The 12,448-nt window shown below is 72.8% G+C and carries 10 protein-coding genes; 5 read left to right on the plus strand and 5 right to left on the minus strand.

Annotated features, from left to right (window positions below):
• Nucleotides 1–11: 11 nt before the first annotated feature.
• From ACZ6W9_RS22990 to ACZ6W9_RS23000, 3 genes are all read right to left on the minus strand, one after another.
• Nucleotides 12–1,694 (minus strand): glycerol-3-phosphate dehydrogenase/oxidase, encoded by a 1,683-nt coding sequence (locus tag ACZ6W9_RS22990; RefSeq protein WP_389964039.1) that lies wholly within the window; start codon nt 1,692–1,694, stop codon nt 12–14.
• Between the two features lie 127 nt (nt 1,695–1,821).
• The gene (gene glpK, locus ACZ6W9_RS22995; protein ID WP_389964037.1) at nt 1,822–3,339 is read right to left on the minus strand and encodes a glycerol kinase GlpK; all 1,518 of its coding nucleotides are present in this window, start codon (nt 3,337–3,339) and stop codon (nt 1,822–1,824) included.
• Nucleotides 3,340–3,385: 46 nt separating this feature from the next.
• The gene (locus ACZ6W9_RS23000) at nt 3,386–4,207 is read right to left on the minus strand and encodes an MIP/aquaporin family protein (RefSeq protein ID WP_389964034.1); all 822 of its coding nucleotides are present in this window, start codon (nt 4,205–4,207) and stop codon (nt 3,386–3,388) included.
• A 485-nt stretch (nt 4,208–4,692) separates the two neighbouring features.
• On the opposite strand from ACZ6W9_RS23000, the gene ACZ6W9_RS23005 reads away from it, so the two are divergent.
• The 3 genes from ACZ6W9_RS23005 to ACZ6W9_RS23015 all read left to right on the plus strand — a co-directional run bounded on the left by ACZ6W9_RS23005 (nt 4,693) and on the right by ACZ6W9_RS23015 (nt 7,289).
• Nucleotides 4,693–4,965, plus strand: coding sequence for a GlsB/YeaQ/YmgE family stress response membrane protein (locus ACZ6W9_RS23005; RefSeq protein ID WP_389964031.1), 273 nt, complete (start codon nt 4,693–4,695; stop codon nt 4,963–4,965).
• 267 nt (nt 4,966–5,232) lie between these two features.
• On the plus strand, nt 5,233–6,135 hold the full coding sequence (locus tag ACZ6W9_RS23010; RefSeq protein WP_470119543.1) for a sulfotransferase family protein: 903 nt from the start codon (nt 5,233–5,235) through the stop codon (nt 6,133–6,135).
• Nucleotides 6,132–7,289 (plus strand): glycosyltransferase family 4 protein, encoded by a 1,158-nt coding sequence (locus tag ACZ6W9_RS23015; RefSeq protein ID WP_389964024.1) that lies wholly within the window; start codon nt 6,132–6,134, stop codon nt 7,287–7,289. Before ACZ6W9_RS23010 ends, ACZ6W9_RS23015 begins: the two co-directional genes overlap by 4 nt.
• 53 nt (nt 7,290–7,342) lie before the next feature.
• Here ACZ6W9_RS23015 and ACZ6W9_RS23020 read toward each other — a convergent pair whose 3' ends face one another.
• The gene (locus ACZ6W9_RS23020) at nt 7,343–8,341 is read right to left on the minus strand and encodes a zinc-binding alcohol dehydrogenase family protein (RefSeq protein ID WP_470119702.1); all 999 of its coding nucleotides are present in this window, start codon (nt 8,339–8,341) and stop codon (nt 7,343–7,345) included.
• 234 nt (nt 8,342–8,575) lie between these two features.
• Between ACZ6W9_RS23020 and ACZ6W9_RS23025 the strand changes: the two genes are divergently transcribed.
• Complete coding sequence (locus ACZ6W9_RS23025; RefSeq protein ID WP_470119545.1) at nt 8,576–9,490, plus strand: universal stress protein; 915 nt, start codon at nt 8,576–8,578, stop codon at nt 9,488–9,490.
• A gap of 205 nt (nt 9,491–9,695) precedes the next feature.
• The gene (locus tag ACZ6W9_RS23030; protein ID WP_389964015.1) at nt 9,696–10,706 is read left to right on the plus strand and encodes a coiled-coil domain-containing protein; all 1,011 of its coding nucleotides are present in this window, start codon (nt 9,696–9,698) and stop codon (nt 10,704–10,706) included.
• Between the two features lie 121 nt (nt 10,707–10,827).
• Here ACZ6W9_RS23030 and ACZ6W9_RS23035 read toward each other — a convergent pair whose 3' ends face one another.
• Nucleotides 10,828–12,213 (minus strand): sensor histidine kinase, encoded by a 1,386-nt coding sequence (locus tag ACZ6W9_RS23035; RefSeq protein WP_389964463.1) that lies wholly within the window; start codon nt 12,211–12,213, stop codon nt 10,828–10,830.
• Nucleotides 12,214–12,448: the final 235 nt, after the last annotated feature.

A 12,448-nucleotide genomic window follows, 5' to 3' on the forward strand; every position in this document is an offset into this window, starting at 1 on the left:
CGGAGCGGGTGTCAGCCGGAGGAGAGCAGGGCCTCCTCGGCGTGCTCGTCGTCCGGCTGGCTCTCGGCGGCCAGTTCGGCGTGGACCAGCCGGCGGTACTCCTCGGTCTCGCGCCGGACCGTCTCCTCGTCCCAGCCCAGCACGGGCGCGACGAGGGCCGCCGCCTCGGGCGCGGCCGCCAGGCCCCGGTCCCGCTGCTCGATGGCGACGTGGGTACGGCGGGCCAGCACGTCCGCGAGGTGCAGAGCCTGCTCGTGCGACGCCGCGTAGACGATCTCGGCCCGCAGGTAGTCCGGCGCCGCGGGCAGCGGCTCCCCCAGAGCGGGGTCGGCCCCGACGATCTCCAGCAGCTCCTCGACGCCGGACCCGTAGCGGCGCAGCAGCCGCTCCATCCGGCCCACGCCGAGCCCGTACCGTTCGGCGAGGTTGCGGCGGCCGTTCCACACGGCCTCGTAGCCGGTCGCGCCCAGCAGCGGCAGCCGCTCGGTGGCCGACTCCGGCACGCCGGAACCCAGTTCCTCGGCGGCGGCGTCGACGGCGTCCCTGGCCATGACGCGGTAGGTGGTGTACTTGCCGCCGCTGACCGTCACCAGGCCCGGCACCGGGTTGGCGACCAGGTGCTCGCGCGAGAGCTTCTCGGTGCCGGTCGCGGCGCCGGCGATCAGCGGCCGCAGCCCGGCGTAGACGCCCTCGACGTCGTCGTGGCCCAGGGGGGTGGTCAGCACCGCGTTGACGTGGTCGAGGATGTAGTCGATGTCGGCGCGGCTGGCCACCGGGTGGTCCCGGGCCAGGGTCCACGGCGTGTCGGTGGTGCCGATGATCCAGTAGTCGTCCCAGGGGATCACGAACAGCACGCTCTTCTCGGTCCGCAGGATCAGCGCCGTGTTCAGGTCGAGCCGGTCGCGGCGGACGACGATGTGGACGCCCTTCGACGGCTTGACGGTGAGGCTCTTCCCTGCCCCGGCCATCCGCAGCGTCTCGTCGGTCCAGACCCCGGTGGCGCCGATCACCACGCGGGCCCGGACGTCCATCTCCCGGCCGCTCTCCAGATCCGTCACGTGCGCGCCCACGACGCGCTCGCCGTCGCGGAGCAGGCTGCCGGCGCGGACCCGGTTGGCGACGGCGGCGCCGTACCGGGCGGCCGTCCGCACGATCGCGATCGCCAGCCGCGCGTCGTCGGTGTGGGCGTCGAAGTACTGCAGGGCGCCGACCAGCGAGTCGGGGCGCAGGGCGGGGGCCTCCCGCAGCGCGCCGCGGCGGGTCAGGTGCCGGTGCCGGGGCATGACGGCGCGCAGCCCGCCCAGGAAGTCGTAGAGGGTCATGCCCGCGCCGACGTAGAACCGCTCCCAGAGGCGGTGGGTCAGCGGGTAGAGGAACGGCACCGGCCAGACGAGGTGCGGCGCCAGCCGGGTCAGCAGCAGGTGGCGTTCCTTCAGCGCCTCCCGCACCAGCCCGAAGTCGAACTGCTCCAGGTAGCGCAGGCCCCCGTGGATCAGCTTGCTGGATCTGCTGGAGCTGCCGGCCGCCCAGTCGTTCGCCTCGACCAGCGCGACCGTCAGGCCGCGCGACGCGGCGTCGAGCGCGGCTCCCGCGCCGACGATCCCGCCGCCGACGACCAGCACGTCGTACTCCTTCTCGCCCATCCGCCGCAGCGCCGACTCCCGGTACAGCGGTCCCAATGCGGGTTCGTTCAACGGGCACCTCCCGTGTCGTCGTCCCGCCTGCGCGGGACGGGCGTGCTTCCCGGGCTCCCCGGGCTCCCCGGGCTCCCCGGGCCCCTCAGGCTTCCCGGACTTCCCGGTCCGGACGGTCCGGGCGCGGTCAGTCGACGTCCACCCAGCCGAACGTGCGTTCCACGGCCTTCTTCCAACCGGCGTATCCGTGCTCGCGCTGCTCCTCGGTCCATCTCGGCTCCCAGCGCCGCTCCTCGTTCCAGTTCTGCCGCAGCCCGTCGGTGGACTTCCAGAAACCCATCGCCAGCCCGGCGGCGTAGGCGGCGCCCAGGGCGGTGGTCTCGGCGACGACCGGCTTGGAGACGGGCACGCCCAGCACGTCGGCCTGGATCTGCATGCACAGGTTGTTCGCGGTGACGCCGCCGTCGACCCGCAGCACGTCCAGGGTGACGCCGGAGTCCTGCCGCATCGCCTCGACCACGTCGCGGCTCTGGTAGCAGATCGCCTCCAGGGTGGCGCGGGCCAGGTGGGCGTTGGTGTTGTAGCGCGACAGGCCCACGATCGCGCCCCGGGCGTCGGAGCGCCAGTAGGGGGCGAACAGGCCGGAGAACGCCGGCACGAAGTAGATGCCGCCGTTGTCGGCCACCTGGCGGGCCAGCGCCTCGCTCTCGGCGGCCCCGGAGATGATGCCGAGCTGGTCGCGCAGCCACTGCACCGCCGAGCCGGTCACCGCGATCGACCCCTCCAGCGCGTACACCGGCCGCTCGTCGCCGAACCGGTAGCAGACGGTGGTCAGCAGGCCGCTCTTGGAGCGGACCGGCTCGTGGCCGGTGTTGAGCAGCAGGAAGTTGCCGGTGCCGTAGGTGTTCTTGGCCTCGCCGACGTCGAAGCAGACCTGGCCGACGGTCGCGGCCTGCTGGTCGCCCAGGTCGCCGGAGAGGGGAACCTCGCGGCCCAGCGGCCCGTTCGCCCGGGTGACGCCGTACAGGCCGGGGTCGGAGGAGGGTCTGATGGCGGGCAGCATGGCGCGGGGGATGCCGAAGAACGACAGCAGCTCGTCGTCCCACTCCAGCGTCTCGAGGTCCATCAGCATGGTGCGGCTGGCGTTGGTGGGATCGGTGACGTGGACTCCGTCGTCCCTTCCCCCCGTGAGGTTCCACAGCAGCCAGGTGTCGGTGTTGCCGAAGATCGCCTCGCCGTCCTCGGCGGCCTGCCGGACCCCGTCGACGTTCTCCAGGATCCACTGGATCTTCCCGCCGGAGAAGTAGGTGGCCGGCGGCAGGCCCGCCTTACGGCGGATGACGTCGCCGCGGCCGTCGCGGTCCAGAGCCGAGGCGATGCGGTCGGTGCGGGTGTCCTGCCAGACGATCGCGTTGTGGTACGGCCGGCCGGTGCGCCGGTTCCACACCACCGCGGTCTCGCGCTGGTTGGTGATCCCGAGGGCGACGAGGTCGGCGGCGGTCACGCGGGATCTGGCCAGGGTGGTCTCGATCACCGAGCGGGTGCGTTCCCAGATCTCCACCGGATTGTGCTCGACCCAGCCGGCCCGGGGCAGGATCTGCTCGTGTTCGAGCTGGTGGCGGGCGATCTCGTTGCCGCCGTGGTCGAAGATCATGAACCGGGTGCTCGTCGTCCCCTGGTCGACCGCTCCGACGAAGTCCGCCATGGGTTCCCTCCTTCACTGTTCCGGTCGCTGTGCCGGTGACGCCTTCTCAGGGGGAGGGCGGTCCGGGGGGCAGCCTGCCGGGCTCCGGTTCCTCCCCGGGGCGCAGGAACCGGCCGACGAGGAGCTCGTACAGGGCTCCGCCCAGCACGCCGCCGATCAGCGGGGCCACGATCGGCACCCAGAAGTAGATCTGGCCGTACTGGTCCCGCCAGGCGGTCTCGTAGCCGGTGAGGAAGGACGCCAGGCGCGGCCCGAAGTCGCGGGCGGGATTGATGGCGTAGCCGGCGTTCGTGCCCCAGGCCATGCCGATCGCCACCACGATCAGCCCGATGACGAAGGGGGCGAGGTTCGCGCCGGGCGGGGTGTTCAGGACGTCGATGACGGCGAAGATGAGGAAGAGCAGGATCGCGGTGCCCATCACCTGGTCGCGGAAGGCGCCCCAGAGGCCGACGGGCAGCGAGCCGTTGCCGGGCAGCGTGGAGAAGACGCCCTGCGTCTTGATCGTCAGTCCCGGGTCGGCGGCGTGCAGCATCTCGGTGTAGTTCCACCGCACGAGGAGGGCGGCGACGAACGCCCCGGCGATCTGCGCCACGCAGTACGGCAGCACCCTGCGCCAGGAGAAGCCCTTGAAGACGGCGAGGGCGACGGTGACGGCGGGGTTGAGGTGCGCGCCGCTGATCCGGCCTGCGGTGTACACGCCGAAGGTGACGCCCAGGCCCCAGGCCCACGAGACGCTGTCGTGGTCGCCGATGTGGGCGGCGACGACCTGTGCCACGACGCCCACCCCGAACAGGATCAGGATCGCCGTGCCGGCGAACTCCGCCGCCAGCTCGGCGATGAGACCGGGGAGTTTCCGCGGGTCCGCCATGCACGCCCCTTCTGGAAGCCGTACGGCTCGCCCTCCCGCTCCGAAACCGAGCAGACTTGCCCAATAAGGAACGAAATATCCAACCGAAGCACTCGTCACACGGCTTTATCCCTCAAGAAAGGTTCATGCTTATCCATAGGGGAGGTATTGGCGAGGCCGGCCGCCGATGCCGCTTCCGCCCCGAGCCGTGCCTCCCGTGTTCTCTCCGTGTTCTTTCCGTGTTCTCTCTGTGTTCTCTCCGTGTCGTCCCCGCGCCTTCCCGCGGCCTTTCCCAGAGTTCTCCCCGGCTCCTCCCGGCCCTTCCGTCACGCGGCCGAAGCCCTCTCCGGAAGGCCCTCCCGGGCTGTCACGGCTTTTTCTGCGAGTGCCGGAATGGGCTCTGAGCTGGATGTTCACCCGTCCCATCAGGCCGTAATTGTTCTGTTATGTGTTGCCGTCCCGTGCCGGGGCAGACGATCGGCAGCCGAGCAAAAGGAAGTGTGAACATGACTGTCACCGGAATCATCACCGCCATCGTCATCGGAGCCATCGTCGGTGCCCTCGGCCGTCTCGCCGTGCCGGGCAAGCAGCACATCCCGATCTGGCTGACCATCGTGATCGGCATCGTCGCCGCCTTCATCGGTACCGCCATCGCCGGTGCTCTCGGCGTGGCCCACACCTCGGGCATCGACTGGATCGAGCTGCTCCTCCAGGTGGCCGTCGCGGCGATCGGCGTCATCCTGACCGTCAGCCTGTACCGCAGGCGCGGCGTCCGGTAAGCGCCTCCACCCCCGCAACGGTGCGGGACGGTGAGAACCGCCGGCGGCCCCGCTCCCCGACGCCCATCAGGGCGGGGAGCGGGGCCGCCGCCGCATGTCCGTCTCCGCCCGTCTCCGCCCCGAATCCGCGTCCGAGTCCGTCTCCGGCCCGGCCCGCCTCCGCGCCGTCCGGCCCCGGCCGGACGGCGCGGGCACTCCCAGGGGACTTCCAGGTAACCGTCAGGAATCCCCAGGTCACTGTCAGGAAAGCTCGATAGCGTCCATGGGATGAACTGGAAACGCAAGGCCAACGCCGCCGTGAAGGAGCTGACCGGGTTCCAGATCACTCGCGTCGGGAAGGCGGAAGCCGGCGCCGGGTCCGCCGCCAGGGGCGCGGGACGGGCGCCCGCGGTGGCGGCGGACGACCTCGTCCGTCTCCCCGCCGACCCGCGGAGCGACCGGCTGCTCACCGCCCCGATCTTCATCCTCTCGCCGGTCAGGTCCGGCTCCACCCTGCTGCGCGCGATGCTCAACGCCCACCCGATGCTGCACGCCCCGCATGAGCTGCACGTGCGGCGGCTGTCCGTCGGGCTCACCACCCCGCTCGCCGCCCGCGCCATGGAGGCACTCGGCCACAACCAGGCCGACCTGGAGCACCTGCTGTGGGACCGGGTCCTCCACCGCGAGCTGGTCCGCAGCGGTAAAGCGCACATCGTGGACAAGACCCCGGCCAACGCCTTCGCCCACCGGCGCATCGCCACCTGCTGGCCCGACGCCCGCTTCGTCTTCCTGCTGCGTCACCCCGCCTCCATCGCGACCTCCTGGCACGAGGCGAGCCCCGACCGGCGGACCCCGCGCGAGGCCGCGCTCGACGCGCTGCGCTATATGAAGGCCGTGGAACGTGCCAGGGCTGACCTGCCCGGCCTGACCCTCCGTTACGAGGACCTCACGGCGGATCCCGAGGCCGAGACCCGCCGGATCTGCGACTTCCTGGGCATTCCGTGGGAGCCGGTGATGCTCGCCTACGGCGAGCAGACGGTCGTCCAGAAAGGGCTCGGCGACTGGAAGGACAAGATCCGGTCCGGGAAGGTCCAGGAGGGACGCGCCCTGCCCCGCCCGGAGGAGATCCCCGAGGAACTCCGTCCGATGTCCCGGACCTGGGGCTACCTCGACGGGGACGAGAGCCGGTGAAGATCCGCTACATGCTCCTGCACGCCTACGGCATGGGCGGCACGATCCGGACGGTGGTCAACCAGGCCAACGCCATGGCCGCGGCCGGCCACGACGTCGAGATCATCAGCGTGGTACGGCGCCGCGCCAGGCCCCAGTTCCCCATCGACGGGCGCGTGGAGATCACCACGCTGGTCGACCAGCGCGGCGGCGTGCGCACCGACTCGATGGGCCGCCGGATCTGGCGGAGGGTGCGCGGCAAGGTCGTCCCGCCCGGGGAGTTCGCCGCCGGCTACTTCACCGAGCGCGTGGAGAAGGCCGTCATCGACCACGTCTCCGCCCTCGACGGAGGCGTCCTGGTCACCACCCGCCCGGCGCTGAACCTCATCTCCGCCCGGCGCGGCCCGAGCGGCGTGGTCCGCGTCGCCCAGGAGCACATGAACTTCACCACCCACCGCGAGAGCGTGCGGCGGCAGATCGCCCGCCACTACGGCAGGCTGGACGCGGTCGCGGTGCTCACCGGCACCGACCGCGACACGTACCGGCGCCTGCTGCCCGGCACGCCGGTCGTCCGTATCCCGAACGCCGTCCACACCCTGCGCCGGAGACCCTCGGCGCAGGAGAACCCGATCGTGATCGCGGCGGGCAGGCTCGTCAAGCAGAAGGGCCTCGACCTGCTCATCCCGGCGTTCGCCCAGGTCGTGCGGCGCTTCCCCGACTGGCGGCTGCACATCTACGGCACCGGCCCCAAGAAGACCGAGCTGAGCGCCCTCGTCGGCGAGCTCGGCCTCGACGGCAGCGTCAAGCTGATGGGCCGCACCCCCCGGCTGGACGAGGAGCTGGCCCGGGCCTCGGTGTACGCGCTCAGCTCCCGGTTCGAGGGCCTGCCGATGGTCATGATCGAGGCGATGTCCCACGCGCTGCCGGTCGTCGCGTTCGACTGCCCGACCGGCCCGCGCGACGTGCTGACCGACGGGGTGGACGGCCTGCTGGTCCCGCCCATGGACGTCGACGAGCTGGCCGGGACGCTCATCCGCGTCATCGGCGACCGTGAGCTGCGCCTGCGGCTGGGTTCCGCCGCCGCCCGCACGGCCCGTGACTACGCCCCCGAGGCGATCATGCCGATATGGGAGAACCTGTTCACCGAGCTGTCGGCCGCCCCGCGCGTCGCCTGAGGACGAGCCGAGCCGGCCCGCCGTACCGCAGCCGGGAGCCCGAGCCCGGGGGGTCAGATGAGGAGCACGGCGGCGCCCTCGACGCGGTCGGCGGCCAGGTCGGCCAGCGCCCGGTCGGCCGCGTCGAACGGGTAGGGCACGGTCGTGACCCTCGGCGGGCAGGCCGCGGCGGCCTCCAGGAACGCCCGGCCGTCGGCCCGGGTGTTGGCGGTGACGCTGCGCAGCGTCCGCTCCTGGAACAGGTGCCGCCCGTAGTTGAGCACCGGCACGTCGCTGAGGTGGATGCCCGCCACGGCCAGTGTGCCGCCGCGGTCCAGCGCCTCCAGGGCGACGGGCACCAGCTCGCCCGCCGGGGCGAACAGGATCGCGGCGTCCAGCGGCTCGGGCGGGGCGTCCGCCGCGCCGCCCGCCGAGGCCGCTCCCAGCTCCAGGGCCAGCTCCCGGGCCCTGGACGAGCGGGTCAGCACGTGCACGGTGGCCCCCTGGGCGATGGCGACCTGCGCGGTCAGGTGCGCCGAGGCGCCGAAGCCGTAGATTCCCAGGCGCCCGCCGGGCGGCAGCTCGCTGCGGAGCAGGGCGCGGTAGCCGATGATCCCGGCGCACAGCAGCGGCGCCAGCTTCCCGGCCGCGCCGCCCTCGGGCAGCCGGTAGGCGTAGTCCTCCGGGACGGTGAGGTAGCGGGCGTAGCCGCCGTCGGCGTCCCAGCCAGTGTAGGAGGAACGCGGGCACAGGTTCTCCGCGCCGCGCAGGCAGTAGGGGCAGCGCCCGCAGGTCGAGCGGAGCCAGGCCACGCCCACCCGTTCCCCGGCGGCGAGCCGTACGGTCTCCGGGCCGCGGGCCGCCACCCGGCCCACCACCTCGTGACCCGGGACGGTCCGCGGGCGTCGCGGTGGCAGGTCGCCCTCGGCCAGGTGCAGGTCGGTGCGGCAGACGGCGCACGCCTCCACCTCGACCAGCACCTCGCCCGGACCCGGCCGGGGGACCGGCAGGCGGACCCGCTCCAGGGGGCCCGAGGCGATCGGCCCTGGCCGGGCGACCACCCAGGCGTCCATCTCCTCGGGAACCGTCACGTGCCCGGTCATGGCGCCCTCCGTTCGCGTCCCCCCCGGCGTTCCCGCGTCGCGGGCCGGAGAGCCGTACGGCGGGCATCCGCGCGCCGCGTCCTACCCGTCCCCGCGCCGCGGGCGGTGGAATCCGTCCCGGAGATGATCGATGACCCGCTCTTTTGACCGGGGTGAAGGTGGGCGGGCACAAGACGAGGTGGGAACGGTCGCGAGGAGGGTGACATGGCGACGGACGTGGTCGTGGCGGGAGCCGACGGTTCGCCCCCGTCCCTGGCGGCGGTCGGGTGGGCCGCCGGTGACGCCGTGCGGCGCGGCGCCGTCCTGCGGATCGTGCACGCCTGCGAGGGCATGGACTACGACCTCCCGGTGTTCTCGGAGCCGGAGTACGGCGCGGCGGTGACGGAGCAGTGCCGCCGGGTGCTGGCGGAGGCGGCCGATCTGGCGCGCGGCCGCGTTCCCGGGCTGGAGGTGGAGGAGCGGCTGGAGAGCGGGCCCGCGGCCGAGGCGCTGCGCCGCGCGTCCGGGGACGCGGCGGTGCTCGTGCTCGGCCACCGGGGGCGGGGCGGGTTCCGCGAACTGCTGCTGGGGTCGGTCCCGCAGCGGCTGGCGGGCCACGTGGCCGTGCCGGTCGTGGTCGTCCAGGGCGAGGCGGAGCGCGGGAGCGGCGAGGTCGCGGTCGGCTTCGACGGGTCCCCGTCCTCGGAGGCGGCGCTGGGCCACGCCTTCGAGGAGGCGGCGCGGCGCGGGGCCCGGGTGCGCGCGGTGCACGCCTGGGAGGCGCCGGTCATGGGACCGTACACGGTGGTCTACACGCCGATGCTGGAGGAGGTCTCCACCGCGGCGGAGAAGACGGCCGAGAGGGCGCTCACCCCGTGGATGGAGCGCTACCCGCACGTCCCGGTGATCAGGTCGGTGGTGTGCGGGCATCCGGTGGTCGCCCTGCGGGAGGCGTCGGAGACCGCCGACCTGCTGGTGGTCGGCTCGCGCGGGCTGGGGAGGCTGGGATCGGCGGTGCTCGGCTCGGTCGGCCACGGGGTGCTGCACCACGCCCGCTGCCCGGTCGTCGTGGTGCCCGCGCCCGAGAACCGGCCGGCCGGGGACGGCTCGCCGGCCGAGGGGGCCGCCGCCCCCTCCTGACCTGGCTCTCCCGGCCGCCCTGGCCGCTCCGGCGGCGCGCCTGCCCGATCCGGCGCCTTCGGCTCTGCAACGGACGACCGTAATGCAAGATTTGCCGCAAGTGCCGTAATTGCGGGAGCATCCTTTCCGATCGCCCGCCGGGCGTGGGGCGCCGCCCGGCCGTGGAGCCGGGGCCGGTACCCGAGGATCAGGGAAAGGGAGCGATGTGGCGGCTGTGTCCCGCGACGTCCTGCGGCGGGGCGCGATCCGGGGTCTTGCCGCGTCGATCACCGCCGTGGCGCTGTGCCTCGGCCCGGCCGGATCCGGCCTCGCCGAGCCGAAGCCGACCGCCAAGCAGCTCCGCAAGGAGCTGGCGGACATGCAGAAGCAGTCCGAGTCCCTGATCGCCCGCTACTACGACTCCCGCGTCGAGCTGCAGAAGGCCGAGAAGACCGAGAAGGCGGCCAAGGACCGTCTGAGCCGGGCGCAGGGCGAGCTCGACCTGGCCGCGCGGGAGGTCCGCCTGCTGGCCGACGCGCGGTACCGGAGCGGCGGGATGGAGGGGATCTCCGCGCTGACGGGGGCGGGCGACCCCGCCGCCCTGCTGAGCCGCATGGCGCTCACCCAGCAGATCCTCGACGAGCAGGACGCCAGGCTCCGGGTGTTCGTCCGGGTCCGCGACGACCACCGCCGGGCCCGGGACGAGGCCAGGACCCGCGAGGCCGAGCTGAAGAAGAGCATGTCGAAGCTCGACAAGGAGAAGGACCGGGCGGAGAAACTGATCGAGAAGATCAAGGACCGGATCGACCTGCTCTATCCCACCCCGGGCGTCCGCCGGGCCGACGGCACGTGGGTGCCCCAGCTTCCGTCGGGCCCCGACAACGTCACCCCGCGGATGCGGCTGATCCGGCAGCTCGTGGCCCAGCGGTTCGGCCCGCACTTCGGGATCGGATGCTTCCGGGTCGACGGCGGCATCGCGGGCGGCGGCGAGCACCCCCTCGGCCGCGCCTGCGACTTCATGCTCAGCGGCGGAGGCGCCATGCCGTCGGCCGGCGAGGCCGGGCGCGGCGACGAGATCGCCGCCTGGGCGATCAAGAACTCCCGGCGGCTGGGCGTCATGTACATCATCTACCGCCAGCGCATCTGGCACGTCCGCACCGGGAGCTGGCGCGGGATGTCCAACCGCGGCGGCGTCACCGCCAACCACTTCGACCACGTCCACATCTCGGTCTACTGACCGGCGCGGGGCGGCCGGGGCCCTCCGGGACGCTCACCCGGCCGGAGCCCCCCTCGTCCCACCGGGGATCCTCCGGTGCGCCTTCCGGCCCGCAGCGGCCCGCCGGACTCCGCCGGCCCGCTCAGCCGAGCGTCTCCGGATCCGCCGTACGGTCGCCCGCGGCGCCCCCGGGGGCGGCGGGGAGGCTCACCACGAACCGCGCGCCCTTCTCCGAGTCGCGGATGGTCAGCGTCCCGCCGTGCCGTTCGACGATCTCCCGGCAGATCGCCAGGCCGAGCCCGGTCCCGCCCTTGTCCTTGCTGCGCGCGGCGTCGAGCCGGGCGAAGCGCTGGAAGACGTACTCCCGCTGTTCCGGCGGGATCCCGGGGCCGTCGTCGAGCACCTCCAGCACGCTCCGCCCGTCCTCGGGCCGCACCGTCACGACGATCGTCGACTCGGCGTGCCGGTCGGCGTTGTCCACGAGGTTGGTGAGCAACCGGACGAGCTGCATGCGGTCGGCGTCGACCATCACGCCGGGCTCCATGTGCATCACGACGGGCATCCGGTGGACGCGGCGCGCCAGCTCCGAGCCGGCCAGCTCTCCCAGGTCGACCCGGGCGTGCGGGCCGCCGGCGCCGGCTTCGAGACGGGAGAGCGCCAGCAGGTCCGTGACGATCGCCTGCAGCCGCCCGAGACTGGCGAGCACCGCCGCGGCCACGGAGGGCCAGTCGCTGTCCTCCCGGTGCAGCAGCGCCTCCTCCACCTGGGTGCGCATCGCGGTGATGGGACTGCGAAGGTCGTGCGAGGCGTCGGAGGCGAACCGCCTCTCCCGCTCGACCGCGGCCTCCAGCCGGTCCAGCGTCTGGTTCACCGTCTCCGCCAGCCCCCGGATCTCGTCGCGGTACGGGGGCACGGGCACCCGGCGGCCCAGGTCGGAGGAGGTGATCTCGGCCAGTTCGGCGCAGATGTCCTCCACCGGATCGAGGGTCCTGCTGACGGTGCGGTAGGCGCCGATCGCGGTGGCCCCGACCAGCAGGCCGGACGCGGCCAGGAGGCCGAGCAGCAGCGAGCGGCTGACGTACCACGGGGTGGAGAGGCCGGCGCCGTAGACGATCCAGCTGCCGTTGCCGGTGGGGACCCGGACGGCCACGACGCGCAGGCAGGTGCCGGGGAACCCCGGGGCGTCGCAGATCACCCGGTCCGCCGACGAGTCGTCGTCCCGCGGTGTGAGGCGGGTCAGCCGGGGCCTGCCGGCCAGTGACGGGCTCGCCGCCACGATCTGGCCGCCGGGTCCGATCACCTGGATGAGGGCGGACTTCCGGACGGGGAGCACCGGGGGGACCTGGCCGTGCTCGATGAGGCGGGCCACCTGCATGCCGGACAGGAGGAGCCGGTCGGTCAGGTCGGCGACGGCGCGGTCGCGCACGCCGATCAGGACCAGGGCACAGATGCCCCCGCACAGCAGTGCCATGACGACACTGGACAGCAGCGTCATCCGAACACGCAGTGACCAGATTTGTCCAAACATCACCGACTTATTGGTCCCCCTGACGACCAGGCTAAGCGTGCGCCCCCCGGAAATAGGGTGAAAAAAAGTATTAGGACGGTAATAAAATGAAAAGCGGTTGCAAAAACCTTAAGGTGAAAAATGATCGGGAAAGGCGTTTGCGATACTTCGTTCGGTGAACGACGCGGATACCCGCGCCACGCGACGCCCGGGTGATCGCCCGGTGAACCGGGCGGACGACACGACGACCCGGAGA

The organism is Streptosporangium sp. NPDC053982, assembly GCF_055585205.1.